The 17678-nt window shown below is 51.0% G+C and carries 19 protein-coding genes; 2 read left to right on the top strand and 17 right to left on the bottom strand.

Going from position 1 to position 17678, the window contains the following annotated elements; translation table 11 throughout:
* The 15 genes from Q0526_RS00415 to Q0526_RS00345 form a co-directional block, all read right to left on the bottom strand.
* Positions 1–480: phosphoribosyltransferase family protein (locus Q0526_RS00415; RefSeq protein ID WP_298729769.1), on the bottom strand; the 480-nt coding region annotated here is incomplete at its 3' end.
* A 51-nt stretch (positions 481–531) separates the two neighbouring features.
* Positions 532–876, bottom strand: coding sequence for a histidine triad nucleotide-binding protein (locus tag Q0526_RS00410; protein ID WP_298729767.1), 345 nt, complete (start codon positions 874–876; stop codon positions 532–534).
* A 48-nt stretch (positions 877–924) separates the two neighbouring features.
* On the bottom strand, positions 925–3585 hold the full coding sequence (alaS, locus tag Q0526_RS00405) for an alanine--tRNA ligase (protein WP_298729765.1): 2661 nt from the start codon (positions 3583–3585) through the stop codon (positions 925–927).
* Between the two features lie 324 nt (positions 3586–3909).
* Positions 3910–5553, bottom strand: coding sequence for a penicillin-binding protein 2 (locus Q0526_RS00400; RefSeq protein WP_298729763.1), 1644 nt, complete (start codon positions 5551–5553; stop codon positions 3910–3912).
* A 305-nt stretch (positions 5554–5858) separates the two neighbouring features.
* Positions 5859–6776 carry a translation elongation factor Ts gene (tsf, locus tag Q0526_RS00395; RefSeq protein ID WP_298729761.1) on the bottom strand — a complete coding sequence of 306 codons (918 nt, stop codon included), beginning with the start codon at positions 6774–6776 and terminating at the stop codon, positions 5859–5861.
* A gap of 43 nt (positions 6777–6819) precedes the next feature.
* Positions 6820–7548: a 30S ribosomal protein S2 gene (rpsB, locus tag Q0526_RS00390; RefSeq protein WP_298729759.1), complete on the bottom strand. Its 729-nt coding sequence runs from the start codon at positions 7546–7548 to the stop codon at positions 6820–6822.
* Between the two features lie 181 nt (positions 7549–7729).
* Positions 7730–8380 (bottom strand): TIGR03936 family radical SAM-associated protein, encoded by a 651-nt coding sequence (locus Q0526_RS00385; protein ID WP_298729757.1) that lies wholly within the window; start codon positions 8378–8380, stop codon positions 7730–7732.
* Positions 8355–10220 carry a TIGR03960 family B12-binding radical SAM protein gene (locus Q0526_RS00380; protein ID WP_298729755.1) on the bottom strand — a complete coding sequence of 622 codons (1866 nt, stop codon included), beginning with the start codon at positions 10218–10220 and terminating at the stop codon, positions 8355–8357. Before Q0526_RS00380 ends, Q0526_RS00385 begins: the two co-directional genes overlap by 26 nt.
* Positions 10221–10293: 73 nt before the next feature.
* On the bottom strand, positions 10294–10749 hold the full coding sequence (locus Q0526_RS00375) for a peptidase (RefSeq protein WP_298729753.1): 456 nt from the start codon (positions 10747–10749) through the stop codon (positions 10294–10296).
* Positions 10715–11521: a M23 family metallopeptidase gene (locus Q0526_RS00370; protein ID WP_298729751.1), complete on the bottom strand. Its 807-nt coding sequence runs from the start codon at positions 11519–11521 to the stop codon at positions 10715–10717. Before Q0526_RS00370 ends, Q0526_RS00375 begins: the two co-directional genes overlap by 35 nt.
* A 106-nt stretch (positions 11522–11627) precedes the next feature.
* Positions 11628–12008: a hypothetical protein gene (locus Q0526_RS00365; RefSeq protein ID WP_298729749.1), complete on the bottom strand. Its 381-nt coding sequence runs from the start codon at positions 12006–12008 to the stop codon at positions 11628–11630.
* An 11-nt stretch (positions 12009–12019) separates the two neighbouring features.
* A complete protein-coding gene (gene ppk1 / locus Q0526_RS00360) occupies positions 12020–13804 on the bottom strand; it encodes a polyphosphate kinase 1 (protein ID WP_298729747.1) in 1785 nt (594 codons plus the stop codon).
* Complete coding sequence (locus Q0526_RS00355) at positions 13774–14232, bottom strand: hypothetical protein (protein WP_298729745.1); 459 nt, start codon at positions 14230–14232, stop codon at positions 13774–13776. The genes ppk1 and Q0526_RS00355 overlap by 31 nt, the downstream gene beginning before the upstream one ends.
* A gap of 22 nt (positions 14233–14254) precedes the next feature.
* Positions 14255–14659 carry a ComEA family DNA-binding protein gene (locus Q0526_RS00350; RefSeq protein WP_298729743.1) on the bottom strand — a complete coding sequence of 135 codons (405 nt, stop codon included), beginning with the start codon at positions 14657–14659 and terminating at the stop codon, positions 14255–14257.
* 93 nt (positions 14660–14752) lie between these two features.
* The gene (locus tag Q0526_RS00345; RefSeq protein WP_298729741.1) at positions 14753–15019 is read right to left on the bottom strand and encodes a YlmC/YmxH family sporulation protein; all 267 of its coding nucleotides are present in this window, start codon (positions 15017–15019) and stop codon (positions 14753–14755) included.
* 120 nt (positions 15020–15139) lie between these two features.
* On the opposite strand from Q0526_RS00345, the gene Q0526_RS00340 reads away from it, so the two are divergent.
* Entirely contained in the window at positions 15140–15751 is a 612-nt protein-coding gene (locus tag Q0526_RS00340) for an HAD family phosphatase (protein WP_298729739.1), read from the top strand.
* 54 nt (positions 15752–15805) lie between these two features.
* Here the strand turns inward: Q0526_RS00340 and sigG are convergent, their stop codons facing one another.
* Complete coding sequence (sigG, locus tag Q0526_RS00335) at positions 15806–16588, bottom strand: RNA polymerase sporulation sigma factor SigG (RefSeq protein WP_298729737.1); 783 nt, start codon at positions 16586–16588, stop codon at positions 15806–15808.
* A 133-nt stretch (positions 16589–16721) separates the two neighbouring features.
* Here sigG and Q0526_RS00330 point away from each other — a divergent pair, with 133 nt between their 5' ends.
* Positions 16722–17240, top strand: a complete 519-nt coding sequence (locus Q0526_RS00330) for a hypothetical protein (RefSeq protein WP_298729735.1) — start codon at positions 16722–16724, stop codon at positions 17238–17240.
* Here the strand turns inward: Q0526_RS00330 and Q0526_RS00325 are convergent.
* Positions 17237–17678 (bottom strand): sigma-70 family RNA polymerase sigma factor (locus Q0526_RS00325; RefSeq protein WP_298729733.1); only part of this gene is annotated, 442 nt, incomplete at its 5' end. The genes Q0526_RS00330 and Q0526_RS00325 overlap by 4 nt on opposite strands.

Raw genomic sequence — 17678 nt, 5'->3', positions numbered from 1 at the left:
ACCTTCCGCCAGCGCTGCGCAGCAACCGACCACCGTGCCGGTACTCTTCGCTGCGAGAGTTTCCAACGCATGGAGAGAACCACCCGTGGAGATTACATCATCCACAATCAGGATGCGTTTGCCGTTCATATAATCGATATCCTTCTGATCGATTACGAGGACTTGCTTACCGGCGGTGGTAATAGACTCATCCTCAATCACAACCGGATTGCGCATGTAAAGTTTCGGGCCTTTCCGTGCGGGGATCCAGTATTTGCCGCTCTGCCGGGCCATTTCATATGCCAAAGGAATGCCCTTTGCCTCTGCGGTCAAAATGACGTCAAACTCAGGTGCCTTTTTCAAAAGCGCAGCGGCACAAGCCTCCGTCAATTCCACATCGCTGAACATGATGAAAGCCGCGATATCCATATGATCGTTTACCTTACAAATCGGCAATTCGCGGGTCAGCCCAGCAATATGCAGGGTATAGGTATCTGCCATGATAGAAACCTCTTTCTACGTCAAATAAGTCAAAAACGGGAAATAACGGTCTTAGCCCGGAGGCCAAGCCAAGCTGCGACCGGCCAAGACATGGAAATGCAGATGTTTCACACTTTGGCCGCCGTCCTCGCCCACATTGGTAACAACACGGTACCCGCTTTCATCTACCCCAAGCTTGCGGCACTGCTCCGCAATGACGGCATAGATATGTCCCAACAAGGCAGCGTTTTCTTCAGTTAACGCGGCCGCCGAGGCAATATGCTGCTTGGGGATCACCAAAAAGTGAACCGGTGCCTGCGGGTCAATGTCGTAAAACGCAAGCAGCGTATCATCCTCGTACAACTTGTTGGACGGGATTTCCCCTGCTGCAATTTTACAAAACAAGCAATCGTCCATCTTTGCTCCCTCCTTTTTGCAAAATTGTCTATGCGCGAACCAATCCCTTTACTGGTTCAGTTCAGCTTTTACAATTTCAGGCACAGCGTTCAGTGCCTCGTCGATTTTGCTGGTATCCCGGATGCCTGCCATAGCAAAATCCGGTTTACCGCCGCCATTGCCGCCTGCAATAGCGGCGATCTTCTTGACCAGCGTACCAGCTTTCAAGCCGCGGGCTTTCGCATTGACGGACACGCCTACTGCCATCATGGTCTTATTCCCATCGCTGCCCACCAAAACGGTCACTGCATTGGGAGCTCTGTCACGCACTTTGTCTACCATCTCCCGCAGCGTATCCGCGCCGGTACCAGTCAAATATGCCGAGATAATGCGAACACCATCCACATCGGCGGCATTTTCAAAGAGACCGTCTACCTTAGCAGAAGCCATCTCAGCTTTTAGGGTATCCAACTGTTTGTTTACTTCTTTCAGTTCAGCAGCGAAAGCTTCCGCGCGAGGTGCAACATCCTTCAGGTTGTTGGCCTTCAATACCGCAGCAGTGCGGTTCAGAACCTCTGTACGCTCACCCAACAAGCGCAGGACGCCAAAGCCCGTGGTGGCTTCGATACGGCGGATGCCGGCCGCCACGCTGGATTCGCTCAAAATCTTGAAGCAGCCAATCTGCGCAGTGTTCTGCACATGGGTACCGCCGCAGAATTCGGTGCTCCAGCCGCCGGCGTCCACAACACGAACCACGTTGCCATACTTTTCTCCGAACAGTGCCATCGCGCCCATTTTCTTAGCTTCTTCAATGGGTAGATTCTGGATCGTGACCGGCAAAGAAGCAAAGATCTTCTCGTTCACCTTTTGCTCCACAGCCGCCAGTTCTTCGCTGGTTACCGCGCTGAAATGGGTAAAGTCGAAGTGGGTAATCTTATCATCCTGATAGCTGCCAGCCTGATGCACATGCTCACCCAGCACCTCACGCAACGCCTTCTGCAGCAGATGGGTTGCGGTATGGTTGCGGCAGATGGACATACGGCGTGCCTCATCTACGGCAGCCGTCACCGTATCATCTACCTTGATGGTGCCGTCCAGCAATTCACAGGTATGAACGAAATATCCTTTGGGGGTCTTTTTGACCTGCGTAACCTTCAACTTGGCATCGCCGCAGGTAATGTAGCCGTGATCCGATACCTGACCGCCCATTTCGGCATAGAAGGGAGTGCGATCCAAAACGACCAGCACACCATCTTTGGATTCGCCAGCCTCATCGGTAGCAATAGCGTCTGCCAGCTCTTCGCCGTCCGAGAGCGCCAGTACTTTCGCAGTTTCCCGCAGCGTTTCGTACCCGTCAAACTGCGTCGGCTCGGCGGTCAACTCACCAAACAAATCGGCGCTCCAGCCAGAAATGTCTTTGGCCAAACGTTCAGCACGCGCACGCTCACGCTGCTTGGTCATCTCCACATGGAAGGCATCCTCATCCACCGTAAAGCCAGCTTCAGCAGCGATTTCTTTGGTCAGGTCCAGCGGGAATCCGAAGGTATCGTTCAGTTTAAAGACCTCGGTACCGGACAAAACGGTTTCCCCTGCCGCTTTGCGCTCTTCGATCATATTGTTCAAGATGTTCAGACCGGCATCGATGGTACGGCCAAAGCGCTGCTCTTCGGTTCCGACAACCTTCTTGATATAAGACTCATGCTCACGGAGTTCGGGATAGCCCGCTTCACTGGATTCGATCACCGTATCTACCAGCTCGGTCAGGAAGGGCCGCTCAATCCCCAACATCCGGCCATGACGCGCCGCGCGACGCAGCAAACGACGCAACACATAACCACGGCCTTCGTTGGAAGGAAGAATGCCATCCGAAACCATAAAGACAGTGGAACGGATATGGTCGGTAATCACGCGGATAGAGATGTCATCCTTCTCGCTATCACCATATTTCTTGCCAGAGATCTTCTCCACATGGTGCAGCACAGAAGCAACCGTGTCCACCTCGAAGAGGTTGCCCACATCCTGCATAACACAGGCCAGACGTTCCAGACCCATACCGGTATCGATGTTGGGACGCGGCAAACGCTCATAGTGGCCCTTACCGTCAGAGTCGAACTGGCTGAACACGAGGTTCCAGATTTCCATATAGCGATCGCAGTCACACCCAACTTTGCAAGTGGGCTTACCGCAGCCGTGCTCAGGTCCGCGATCATAATAAATCTCCGAGCAAGGACCACAAGGACCAGAGCCATGCTCCCAGAAGTTATCTTCTTTACCAAAACGAACCATGTGGTCCTCGGGGATGCCTACCTTCTTGGTCCAAATGTCGTAGGCTTCATCGTCATCCAGATAAACAGAGATATACAGCTTATCCGCAGGAATTTCCAATTCTTTGGTCAAAAACTCCCAAGCCCAAGGAATAACTTCCTCTTTAAAATAATCTTGAAAGCTAAAGTTGCCCAGCATCTCAAAGAAGGTGCCGTGGCGCGCCGTAATGCCTACACGCTCAATATCCGGCGTGCGAATGCACTTTTGGCAAGTTGTCACGCGATGACAGGGCGGTTCCTCTTGACCAAGGAACCACTTTTTCATCGGAGCCATGCCGCTGTTGATCAACAGCAAGCTCGGGTCGTCTTTCGGCACCAGCGGAAAGCTGCCCAGACGCAGATGTCCTTTCGTCTCAAAAAAATGCAGGTACTTTTCGCGAAGTTCATTCAGGCCAGTCCATTGCATAACAATACGTTCTCCCATCCATTGGTTCTTTACGGCAAAAAGGCTCACGAAAAAAATATAGCCCACGCCCCTATACAGGGACGAAGGCTTATCGCTTCCGTGGTACCACCCGGTTTGCGGCTGAATCCAACCGCCACTTTCTATGCGTTAACGCCGCAACTACGTTTGGCTCAGCACCAAAAGCTCCGGGGTGGCTGCGCCGGAGGTCAGCCGGATACCTTACACCTTACGATATCCTCTCTGTGGACTGATCGGGCCGGCATTAGCCCCTTCAACGCCATTTTCCTTTTACGGAGTTTATTATAAATCCCTTTCATGACCTTGTCAACTGGTTTTTGTTACAAGCTCTTCTCCCGATTCAAAGAGTTCTTCATCGTAGACATGAAGCGCATTGGCAATTTGCGCAAAAATCTTTGCGCTGGAGTTCTCTGGCTCTAGTACCCCATCCTGCAACACCGTGATGGTATAGCGAGGTTCCTCAGCAGGATAAAAGCCACAGAACCAATAATTCAGCAATTCATCGCCATTTTCGTCAAACTGTCCTGTCTGAGCTGTACCGGTTTTTCCGCCTGCAGATAATGCTTCCGGCCGAGCGTCTTGGCCAATTCCCTCTTCTACCACCGATTGCAGCATATTCCGCAGAATTGCGGCCGTTTCTTTTGACAGGATTCTTTCCGCTTCCGGTATTTTTAATTCTGTGGTCAGGTGCAGCGAGGCGTCTACCACGCCCCGAACCAAACGCGGTGAATGGTACAGACCTCCATCAGCTACCGCATTCATCATTGCCGTAATCTGCAAAGGGGTTGCCGTTAACCCGCCTTGACCAAAACTAAAAAGGGCCAACTGCCCCAAATTCTCCAGTTCGGTAACTTCCGGCAAATTTCCCGCATTACTCTTTAGCCCCGGTGCCACGGCACAGGCTTGCCCAAAGCCAAATTCTTCTGCTTTTTCTCGAATCACATTGCCTCCTAACCGTTGTCCCAATTCTACAAAGTAGCAGTTACAGCTTTGCTCTAGCGCACCACGCAGGTTAACCTCTCCGTGCGCTCTCCCCTGCGCGCATCGATACACTTGCCCGGCTATTTCTACACTTCCCGTACAATCGTGAGTAAACCAATCCAAACCGTTTTCATAGGCGGCCGCGGCCAATACCACTTTAAAAACAGACCCCGCACTAAATGCACTGAAACTTCGATTGATCAGGGAAGTATCATCCGCCTGAATGCTTTTGGCCACATTCGTAGGATCATATTCCGGTGTGCTTACACTGGCTAAAACCTCACCGGTTTGGGTATCCATTACAAGAATACACCCCCTTGGCATCGCTAACGCGGCAATTCCCTCACAAATTCTTTGCAGGTTAGCATCCAGTGTTACTTGTACCCCCTCTCCGGTCCCCACTTTCTGAATTTCCATGCTTGGTGAAACTCCATCCAGTAAATTGCCCTGCGCACTAGTCACACAAGAAACAACGATTTCATCTCTTGCGCTTTGTAGCAGGTCCTCGTAGGCAGCCTCTAATCCAGAAACCCCCTTTCCTTCCCCATCCAAGTATCCCAGAAGATGAACAGCTATGGGGAGCGTCAAGTAGCGTTGTGCGGACCGATAGGTAGGGATTCCTCGATTGGTCAGGTCTTGATCGACCTGTATGAGGAATGGACTGGCTGCATTGCGTTTTTCATAGAGTTGAACTTGTTCGGCATAGGACACAAAAGGGAACAAAGTTGCGTAACTAGCATCCCCCGGAATACATAAAGCATACCATTCGGGGGTGTATCCGGTCAGCAGCCGTCCATCCCGATCATAGAAGTTTCCGCGTTGACGAGGCAGTGATGTGATCTGTGCCGTTTGGGCTCCGGCGCTAGCCGCATAACTAGTTTCTGTACCAATCCAAAACACCCGACAAAGTACAATACCTGCTAGCAACACCAGTACTATCTCTAAAGTGAACAGCCTGCGTTTTGACATGTATACGCCCCCATTGCCCGTAAGTATGGGCAGGTCGTAAGAATATTAATCTTCCCCATGCTTTAAATGGAAGAATTTCCTGATTACAGAATGCTTTTAATAATGATTGCTTTGCTATTGTGGTTGCCTTGTAGCTTCTATTGGCGCGCTGCGAATTAGGGAGCGGTATCATATAGCACCTTTGTGCTTCCCCTTTCGTGCAAAACAAAAAGAGTAGCGCAAGGTTTCCCCCACGCTACTCTCGATATTTGTTTTACGACAGCTCAATCGCGCTTTTGCGACAACGTATCCTGTCCCAAACAGTCTTAGTGCTTGATGGCAGCGGCCACTTCAGCAGCGAAGTCCTCGTTACGCTTCTCCAGACCTTCGCCCTTAACAAAATGGGTATAAGCCACGATCTGGATATCGCCGCCCAGAGCCTTCGCGGTATCAGCAACATACTTCTTCACATCCATGTTGCCGTCCTTAATGAAGGCCTGATCCACCAAGCAGTTCTCCTTGTAGAACTTGCCCAGCTTGCCCACGGCCATCTTCTCCTTGATGGCATCGGGCTTGTTCGCGGTCTTGGGATCATTGGCCATCTGAGCCAGAATGATCTCTTTTTCCTTGGCAATGGTTTCTGCAGGAACCGCAGCCTCGTTCAGGTAGCTGGGGTTCGCAGCAGCAATCTGCATGGCGATGTCTTTGCCGAACACAGCAAATTCAGCCTTTGCAGCAACCTCATCGCTGGTCTCGAACTTCACGATAACACCATGGGTGCCGCCACCGTGAACATAAGCGGCGCAATGTCCCTCATAACGAGCAAAACGGCGAACCTTGATGTTCTCCTTGATGACCAAAATCAGAGCCTTCAGAGCATCGTCCACAGTACCGTCGCCCATCTTGCAGCCCATCAGAGCCTCAACATCGGCAGGGTTCTGGTCGGCCACGACCTTTGCCAGTTCCTTGGTAAACTCAACAAACTTGTCGTTCTTGGCAACGAAGTCAGTCTCGGCATTGACTTCCACGACAACCGCACAGTTATCGAAAGAAACTGCATAAACCATGCCCTCGGCAGCGATACGGCCAGCCTTCTTGCTGGCGGTGGCCAGACCCTGCTCACGCAGGATTTCGATTGCCTTTTCGAAGTCGCCGTCGGCCTGAGTCAGAGCCTTCTTGCATTCCATCATGCCGCAGTCAGTCTGGCGGCGCAGTTCCATAACGTCTTTTGCAGAAATAGCCATACTCTTTTTGTCCTTTCTGTCTTACGCGTATATCCTAAAACAATTAGGCCTCGGTGCTCTCAGCAGCCTCAGCAGCGGGAGCTTCCTGAACGCCCTGCTTGCCTTCCAGAACGGCATTGGCCATAGCGCCGGAGATCAGCTTAACGGCACGGATGGCGTCGTCGTTGCCGGGAATCACGTAATCGATCTCATCGGGATCGCAGTTGGTATCGACGATGGCAACGATGGGGATGTTCAGCTTACGAGCTTCAGAAACAGCGATGCGCTCTTTGTGGGGGTCAACGATGAACATAGCCTTGGGCAGGCTCTTCATGTTCTTAACGCCGCCGAGGTACTTGTCCAGCTTTTCCATCTCGAGTTCCAGCTTGACAACTTCCTTCTTGGGCAGCAGATCGAAGGTGCCGTCAGCCTGCATGTTCTTCAGCTGCTCCATACGATCGATGCGCTTACGAATGGTACGGAAGTTGGTCAGCATACCGCCCAGCCAGCGAGCGTTGACATAGTGCATGCCGCAGCGGGTAGCTTCGTCACGGATAGACTCCTGAGCCTGCTTCTTGGTGCCGACGAACAGGATCTCGCCGCCCTCAGCAGCGGTGTCACGGACAAAGTTGTAAGCCTCGTCCAGTTTCTTCACGGTCTTCTGCAGGTCGATGATGTAGATGCCGTTGCGCTCGGTGAAGATGTACTTCGCCATTTTGGGGTTCCAGCGGCGGGTCTGATGACCAAAGTGAACACCGGCCTCCAGAAGCTGTTTCATAGATACGACTGCCATTGTTTGTTTCCTCCAATAAATTTAGTTTTACCCTCCGCATTACGTTTTATGTTTTCTAACCTATCTTCTCTCAAAAATGGGCACAAAAAAACAACGCAATGCGTGTGTATTGCCGTAGTATAATACCACACGTCTTTGCAAATTGCAAGCGTTTTGCCGCAAAAAATTCCAGATTTTTACGTTAGGTAAAGTCGGCTCCCTCTTGTGTGTACAGGTGGGTGCGCAGCACTTGGCATTGCCACGCAGGGGCTCCGCCCTGTGCGTGCAGATGTTCCATCAATAGCGAAGGATTCAAATTAAGTGCTTCCCCTGAACCGCACGGCAACTGGATAACAAAGTGAAGTTGTTCCCCGTCCTGTTCATAAGTGATGCAGGGCAAGTATTCTTTTAGGTCCAGGGTCTTATGGCCACGCTTGGTTTTCTTGGTTACTTCCGCCACAGAAGCCTCATTATATGCATCCAGCACAGCAGCAGACGCAAGAGGCATTGTAATGCGATAGGCCGCAGAAGCGATTTCCCCCACTTTATGTTCTGCGGGAGCCACTTTTGTAATTGTAATGCCGCGGGGCATCAGGGGCTGCAAAGCCGCTTGCCATGCTGCCCCGTCGATGGTTTCCTGCTCCGTTTTAACCTCGCAGCTTTCGCATAGGCTTTCCTGCCCCAAGGAAAGCGGGCAAGAAAAGGAAAGATAAATGTGCGGGTTGAACCCCTGCGTATACCAAACCGGCAGATTGCTGATCTTTAAAAGGCGATGAAATACTCTTTGCAGATCCAACAGCGAAATATAAGCGGATTCTCCGCGTTTTTCAAAGAAGATTCTTACTGTAGTCAAAACACGGTCCTCCCAGCAATTTGTTGGCACCACAGCCGCTGCACTGACGGTTGCAAGGCTGTGTCGTTTCGGCCTTGAGGGCTTTTTGATATTCCCGCACCAGATGTGCGTGGCTCACCCCTACATCCAAATGACTCCAGGGTGTCACCTCGTCTAGGCCCAACTCTCGGTAGTTATAAAAATCCAGATCAATTCCACAGGCAGCAAAGGCTTCCATCCAGCGATCATAGTCGAAGTATTCTTCCCAGGTATCAAAGAATGCCCCATTTTCAAAGGCGGTTTCGATGACGCGACCCAATCGGCGATCACCTTTCGCAAAAACGCCTTCCAACACACTGGTAGCGCTATCATGATAGTTCACTTTGATTTTGCGGGAATGCACACAACTGAGCAGATATTTCTGCTTTTCCTGCAAGGTTTCCCGGCGATCCTGCGCGCAGAACTGGAACGGCGTTTCCGGTTTAGGCACAAAGCATGCCACACTAATGGTGACCTGAACACCTTTTCCTTTGGGTCTATCCGGAATCTGATAAAACAAATCCACAACTTTCTGCGCCGTGTCCGCGATTCCTTTAATATCCTCCATGGTTTCGGTGGGAAGTCCCATCATGAAATATAACTTGACCGAGGTGTACCCCTCCGAAAACGCAATCCGGCAGCCACGTTCGATCTGCTCCCAAGTGACATTTTTGTTGATCACATCCCGCAGCCGTTGGGTCCCGGCTTCCGCCGCAAAAGTCAGACCGCTCTTGCGAACCTTGGTTGTCTTCTCTACCAAAGACTGAGAGAAGTTGTCCACGCGCAGTGAGGGCAGCGAAAGACTCACATGATCGGCCTCCGCCCAAGAATTCAGTTCGTCGAGAATTTCTTCCAGACGCGAATGGTCCGACGTAGAAAGGCTCGTTAAACTTAATTCATCATAACCAGTATTGCGGCACAATTCCCGGGCACAATCGCTGATTAATTTGGGAGAACGTTCCCGGAAGGGACGATAAATCTGTCCAGCCTGACAAAAACGGCAACCGCGCACACAGCCGCGCAGCACTTCCACACTGGCACGGTCTTGCACCGCGCCGACCAGCGGCACCACAAAGTTTTTGGGTGGTTCGTAGTCATCCATGTTTGTGACAATCGCTTTGGTAACGCGCTCCGGTACGCCGGGACGATTCGGGCAAATGGATTCGATCCGACCATCCGGCAAATACGTCACATCGTAGAACGACGGGACATACACCCCCGGCACCTTTGCCAACTCCAGCAAAAGTGTTTCTTTATCCCAATGCTGCTTTTTCCCCTGTTCCACAACGGCACAGATATCCTGCAGCATCTGCTCGCCTTCGCCCAACTGCATCACATCAAAGAAGTCCGCCATCGGCTCTGCATTGCAAACACAAGGACCGCCCGCAATGATCAACGGCCACTGGTCATCGCGCTCCGCTGCACGCAGAGGAATGCCTGCCAGACGCAGCATAGCCAACACATTGGTGTAGCACAGCTCATATTCCAGAGAAAAGCCCACAATATCAAACTTTGTCAAGGGGTCTTTGCTCTCCAGACAGTATAGCGGAATACCCAGCCGCTCCATCTGTTCCTTCATGTCGGTCCAAGGCATAAAGGCCCGCTCACACCACCAATTTTCGTGGCGGTTGAGAAGATCGTACAAAATCTTTTCGCCCAGAAAAGACATGCCGATCTCATACGTGTCCGGAAAACAAAACGCCATCCGAACATCCACTTTACTAGGGTCTTTATACACGCTCCCTGGTTCACCGCCTGTGTAGCGGCCGGGTTTCTGCACCAAACTCAGTGCCTCTTTAAATTTCGGGGAAAATTCCGCCATATGGTTGAACCATCCTTGTCATTTGTTTCGTTTTATTGTACCCCATGCAGGCCGGAAATGCAACCATCTGCCCTTAATGCCAAAAAGAACGCCGAATCCGTTCCCCATCCAGCCCCGGCAGTGGCAAGAGGTTGATCCCCCCTACCAAAAGATTGGTGCTGGCAAACCAATATCCGGTGTAACTGTACCGAGTCTGTTCCATGAAACCCAGTACCAAGCCGCACGCCGCAAGATTTACCATAGGACCCGCAGCAGCCAAAAAAAATTCTTGTCGGGCCGTCATCGCGGTTCCCCGCATCAGTAAACAGATTCCCGTCGGAGACACCTGCAAATCCGGCCAATGATGCCATTGCCATCGGTATACCAAAAGGTGGCCTGTTTCATGCAGCAGTGCACAGAGTAATCCCATGCGTACAATGCCAGCACCGTCCCATGCCAGCAAAAGAGACAGCACAAAAAGGGTGACCAACGGCGCTTGCAGGTGAATGCGTGCTTTACGCCGCTGTTTGTAATGCTTCAGACGGGTCATAGCGGATCCCCTTATGCAACAATTCAAAGTGAAGGTGTGGACCGGTGGTGTTTCCAGTATCGCCTACAGTCCCAATCGGCTCCCCTCGAGACAAACGCTGTCCCACATGCACAAACAAGTACTGTAAATGGGCATATAAGGTTTCATCTCCATTTTCATGTAAAATGCGCAGATAGTTGCCATAGCTGGGATGTACAGCCGCCACACGCACAACACCATCCGCCGCAGCCAAAATGGTGGTTCCTTCCTCCGCGGCAAGATCGTTTCCCAAATGGAATTCCGTACCGGATCCGCCCATGGGGTTGGTCCTCCAACCGTATCCGGAAGTTTCGGTGTTGTTCCATCCTTGCAAAGGGAACACCAAGGAAAAATCCGGCAGATAACTTTCCAACGAAGCCCCAGCAGGTACCGGCTGTGCCTTGGGGTGTATATTTCGTGCTGCTGTTTCTGCCGTAGCGGAGCCATTGACGCTCTGCCACAGTGTAGACACGGTTTCTTCGACTGAACGTGCCACCTCTTCAGTAAAGGCAGAAAAGTTGCGTTCCTCACTCAAAAACAAGCTTTGCTCCGGCTGCATTAACGCCATAAAGGTTGTGCGAATGGGCGACAGAATCGGCCATTGCAGTATTTTTGCCGCCAGTACAACCCCTACAAAAGCTAATGAAAGGAATGCCTGAGCCCCCAAAATCCAGTCTCCGCCATCCTCGTATGAGCGTTTGGGGCGAATTGTTTTTTTCTCCTGTGGGGGTGTTGTTTTGCTTTCTTCCCACATCGAAAACCACCTCCTTTTAGGATATATACGGTACAGAGGCAAAAAATATCCGCGCTGACGAATGATTCGTCAGCGCGGATTCTTTTCAATCTACTCCGTAGTGTTTTCACACACCCAGCGTGGCGTGTAACATCTGGAGACGTTCTTCCAGCAATTTTTGGGGTTTAGCAAAAAGTCCAAGCCCCTGCACTTCCATCGTACACTCCAAACTCGTAGAGTCTCCCCCGCCCAATAAGATGGCGGTAAAGGTGCCACTAACTTTTCCTTTTTGGAAGTTGCAGCTCAAACACCGCGGCTTTTCTTTGCGGGTGAAATGCAATTCGGTTTTGCTCCCGTCCACATTGTATTCCATCACGTCCATACCATCGCCGCTTTCTTCATAGCTTTGCACATCTTTGCGCCAGCCGTTGAGGGTCGGTTTGGTCAAGTATAGCCAGATCTTGTGAGGATCACAACCATAATTCGCGGTGACAACACAGGTTTTCATACGAGACTCCTTTATTTTTTGCCGCGGCCGAATAGGTTCTGCCACAGCCCCGATCGGGACGGACGCAACGAAGACGCCTGCCGTGCCACCGGTTTCGCCACTGCTTTTTTTGCAATCGCTTTTGCGGGAGCTGCCGGCTTGGGCTTTTCCGCTTCCATCACAAAACCGTCTTTGAAATAGCCGAACATAGCCATTTGACTATCCACCGGGGGCTGTCCTTCAGCAGGTTTCACTTTGGTATAGGTCCCGTCGGGCTGCATTTCCCGGGCATTGACGGTGTCGCGTAGCTGCAAGTCCAAAATGCCACGCAACTTTTTGGCAATAGCCGGATCATCTACCCGAACGCCTACCTCCACACGCCGTTCCGTGTTACGTGTCAGGAAGTCACCGGAGGCAATGTAGATATGCATGTTTTCTCCGCTGCCGAAACAGTAGATCCGGGAATGCTCCAGATAGCGTCCCACCAAACTGCGGATATGAACATTTTCTGTACGTCCCGGCACACCGGCACGCACGCAGCAAATGCCACGGACAATCATATCCACCCGGACGCCGGCGCAGCTAGCTTCGCTAATTTTAGCGATAATTTGAGGGTCATTGATAGAGTTATTCTTCAGAATGATGGACGCCGGTTTGCCCTGCATAGCCAGTGCGATCTGACGGTCCATCTCATCCAACAATACCGTCTTAAAACGCAGCGGCGCCACAAGCATCGTATCCGCTTCGCTGGTCAAACGCTGCAAAGCCATATTGTTAAACACCGCATTGGCTTCCTCACCAATATCCTGCCGTGTGGTGATAAAAGAAAGGTCGGTGTACAATTCACTGGTTTTTTCGTTATAGTTTCCTGTGCCGATCTGGGTCAGATAACGATACTTGCCATCCACACGGCTGGTAATCAACGTCAGCTTGGAATGCACTTTGTAGTCGTCAAAGCCGTACAGCACTGTACAGCCAGCATCCTGCAGCTGTTTGGACCAGTCAATGTTGTTCTGCTCATCAAAACGTGCGCGAAGCTCCACCATCGCAACCACTTCTTTTCCGTTTTCGGCGGCATTGATCAGGGCTCCTACAATCTGGGAATCGCTGGCCATACGGTAAAGGGTCATCTTGATGGACACAACATTGGGGTCAGCACCTGCACGCAACAGCATCCGGATAAACGGTCGAATGCTCTGGTAGGGGTAAGCCAGCAGCACATCGTGTTTGCGTACTTCGGTATATAAATCATATCCGGCAGGTGCCTGCATAGGTTTCGCGGCGGGATAGAACATTTCTGTATGCCCACCGTCATTGGCGATTCGGCTGGCAAGCTTAAACAAGCAGCCGGTATCCAGCGGCGAAGTCTGCGCGTAGCAACGAGAAGCCGGAACAACCAGCTTTTCCCGCAAAAATTTGGCAATTTCCTGCGGCGCTTCAGGCCAGAACTGCAGACGAACCGCCGCCAGCTTGCGGCGCTTCTTCAAAAGTTCGCTCATGACATCGCGGAAGTCAATGTCATGGTCCATCATGCCCTCATCAACCGTAATATCTGCGTTGCGAGTAACTCGGAACAGACACTGTTTTTGTACGGTGCTGGTATTGAAAATCGTAGCCGCATAATGGGCTACCAGTTCCTCGATAAAGGCAAAGCAGGTCGTCTCCCCGTCTTTGACAAACAGGACCCGCTCAAAGCGGTTGCTGACCGGTACAATGCCAAAGCTAATACCGTCACCCTTTTCCCCTTTGTTGTACAGTTGGGCAATATAATAAATATCTTTATTGCTCAGAAAGGGGAACGGATGGCGGGAATCCACATCTGCGGACTAAGCAGCGGCAGCAATTCCCGTTGGAAATAGGTCTTCCAAAAATGTTCCTGCTGTTTGCTCAGTTTATTGAAGTCGACCTTTTTGTACCCAGCATCCGCCAGCCATCCCATAAGGTGCTGGAAGTATTTGTCGCACTTCGCCTGCAATTCCGCGACCCGCGGTGTAATGGCCGCAATCTGTTCCGAGGCCGTCATATGGGTAACAATATCAGGCTTATTGTTTTTCAGCAACGTTTGGTCATACAACGAACCCACACGCACCATAAAGAATTCATCCATATTGCTGCCGAAGATCGCAGCAAATTTCAGTCGTTCTCCCAATGGCACATTTTTTTCTTTTGCCAGCGCAAGGACGCGGCTATCAAAATCAAGCCAGCTCAATTCACGATTAATAAAAATGCTTTCCGGCTTTTCCAAAATCCTCTTCCTCCCGTTCCTGTCATTCGGTATCGGTGTGCCCGGCTTCTTCCACAAACGCCAACCCTTCCCAGCTCTCTACCATCCGCAAAGAGATTCCATCCACCTTCTCCAATTCTTTCAAAGAAGAAAATGGCCCGTAGGTTTCCCTGTACGATAGAATGGCTTGTGCTTTGGCTGGTCCGATTCCCGGCAACCGCATTAATTCTTCTGCATCGGCGGTATTCACATAAACAGGCTCCTCCTGTTCTTTAGGCGGTTGTGTTGCCACAACGCTTTGCGACGGAACCTGATAAGGAGCTGCGTCGGTGGGCATTTGCCAAATCGGCGCAATTAAGAATAACGCACCCCATGTGATAACGAGTAGCGCAGTCCCCGTTGCCCATAACAGCGGGTGCTTTACAAGGCCGTGGGCCAACTTTTGCACTGCAAGGCCTCCGTTCCGATGTTTAGGCATATTATAGCATGACCGAAGAAAAAATGCACCCGCAATTCTTGCCTTTTACAGAAAATATACAGATTACTGACATCGCTTTGTTCTGTGTTGCGTCGGAAGTGGTTCCGCCTCCACCATAATGACATCCGCGCCGATATTTTTTATAGCTTCCCAAGGGATAATGAGGTCATCTTCGTACCCCAGCAGACCGAACAAACGTCCTCTCCCACGCAACACGACCGAGAGCAACTTGGAGCTGCCTTCATCAAAAATCAGGTCATCTATCCGCCCCAGATTTTCTCCGGTTTTGACTTGAATCACATCTTTCTCACTCAATTCATGTAAGGTCACCTTGCAAGCACTCCCTTTCCGGCAAGAAGTCGATTCATTGTATGCAAAGAAAAAGGAATTGTTTCTTCCATAGTTTCCGTGTATAATAGAAAAAATGTTAGCAAAGTTCCGGAGGCTTTTATGTATAAAAACGTGATTTTTGATTTTGGAGGCGTTGTGGTGGACTTCAATCCCCGCAACTTCTTAATGGACCGTTTTATGAACAAACACGCCGAAGAGATCGTCTACGATCTAACCTTTGGCAGTCAGGAGTGGCAGGATCTGGACCGCGGCACTATTACGCGTGCGGTCGCCAATCGCACGATGTTGGAAAACGCTGCCCATGTCAACCGGGAATTTGAAGTACGTACCGTGATCGAGGAATGGGCCTCCATGCTGCGTACCAAAAAGACGACGGTCAAAATCATGAAAGAGCTGAAAAACGCCGGATACCGTGTGTATTATCTGACAAATATCTCAACAGACATTATGGATGAGCTGCGCCAGCGAGACTGGTTTGCCCTTTTTGACGGCGGGGTTGCTTCCTGCGACGTACATCTATGCAAACCCGAGCCGGAAATCTATACAACCTTGATGCAAAAATGCAATTTGGCGTACGACGAATCCATCTTTGTAGATGACAGTAAGATCAATGCGCAAGCGGCTTACAACCTTGGCATCACCGGCATCTTATATAAAAATCCAAAGTCTTTTCTGCGCGCCTTGAATGCGTGTGGCATACAACTGGGCTAATTCATTTTCATAAACGCCAAATCCCGACCGGATCATAAAACCGGCCGGGATTTTTTAACAATTAGAAGAAATTTGCTCTTTGATGTGACGTAGCGCCCCTTTCTCCAGTCGGCTCACCTGTGCTTGACTGATTCCGATTTCCCGCGCCACCTGCATCTGCGTTTTACCATTGAGATACCGCATGGCAATAATACGTCTTTCCCGGGCGGAAAGCGCCTTCACCGTATCCCGAAACATAATGTCACTGATCCAGCTTTCTTCCCCGGTGGCATCATGAAGCTGATCGACCAGTGTAAGGCAGTCCTCTCCGTCTGAATAGATAGGCTCATAAAGGCTGGCCGGTTCCACCACAGATTCCAATGCCATCGCCACATTTTCCGGTGCTGCACCTACCCGGGCCGCGATTTCCGAAATTTTCGGTTCCCTGCCACACTCTTTTTGCAGTGCCTCCCGGGCTTGCATAGAATGATAGGCAAGGTCCCGAATAGACCGACTGACACGGACCGGATTGTTGTCCCGCAAAAACCTCCGGATTTCTCCCACTATCATGGGGACCCCATAGGTCGAGAAGCGCACATTCAAGTTGGGATCAAAATGGTCGATAGCCTTGATGAGACCGATGCACCCCACTTGAAACAGATCATCCAGATTTTCGCCGCGATTAGAAAATTTTTGCACCACACTCAGGACCAAACGCAGATTTCCTTGAATCATCTTTTGTCTGGCCGAGGCATCCCCGGCTCTCGCCGCACGGAGCAGGGCGCTCTTTTCCGATTCGCTCAGCACGGGAAGCTGGGAGGTATCCACGCCGCACAGTTCCACCTTGCCTGCATACATTTTACCATCCTCCTTTATTTCTTTTAGGAGTATGGTCCACTGCGGCTTTCAGCAAACAAGCCGCTCGCTGGTAAAATCTTCTGCACAAACTTTGTGTGTCGTACATAGCATGAACACAAAGGAGGGTCGCCCTATGGTTGAAGCCATTTGGTTTGTGATTGTGCTGATTTTGTTGGCAGTGGTTTCCGTCGCGTTGATCTTGACATTGGTACTCACCAGAGAGGTTAAGAGTTCCGGGCGTGAAACCCGCACCCAATATCTTACCCCCAATTACGCACAGGAGGCGGGGTTTCGTTTGACTGCTTACCCTGACAACGAATTAATCATTCTACAACGGTATTGGTTGATCGAAGAAAGCATTGCCGCTTTGGATTACAGTATCGTGCCCGGCCGTTTTATGACCCTATTTATTTCCAAGCGGGGCAAGATGCGTTTTCCCGAAAACTATTATGCCGATGCTTTTGAAAGTGTGGAGCAATACGATATTGCCGGAATCACGGTAACGCAAAGCCAAAAGGCTGGTCGACGCGCGGCAGTCTATTGGACACGCGGGGATTTTGAGTATCTCATCTACTCGGAGGAACCGGAGATGAACATGATGAATGGATTGGCCTACTACTTTGTCAACAATACCCGCGCCGAAACCGCTTAACCCACGGCTTCCAACTCCCGGCGCAGCCGTTTGATGATACGTTTTTCCAGACGGGAGATATAGCTTTGGGAAATCCCCAAGGTGTCCGCCACTTCCTTCTGGGTATGCTCGCTTTCATGGTTCAGCCCAAATCGAAGCTCCATAATGCGCCGCTCCCTCGGCGCCAGACGTTCTACCGCCCGGCGCAGGGCGGCGCGTTCGGCGTTTCGTTCCAGCTCTTCCCCCACTTGCGGCTGGTCACTGGTAAGTACATCCATCAGCAACAGTTCGTTGCCATCGTTGTCGGTATTCAGCGGCTCATCAATGCTGGCATCTTGCCGGCGGTTGGAGCTCTTGCGCAAATACATCAAAATTTCATTTTCAATACATCGACTGGCATAGGTGGCCAGTTTGATGTTTTTCGTTGGTTCAAAAGTGTTTACCGCTTTGATCAAGCCG

This window comes from uncultured Subdoligranulum sp. (assembly GCF_937890665.1).
The sequence above is the reverse complement of the archived record's forward strand: the minus strand, read 5'-3'. Positions and strand labels throughout refer to the sequence as shown.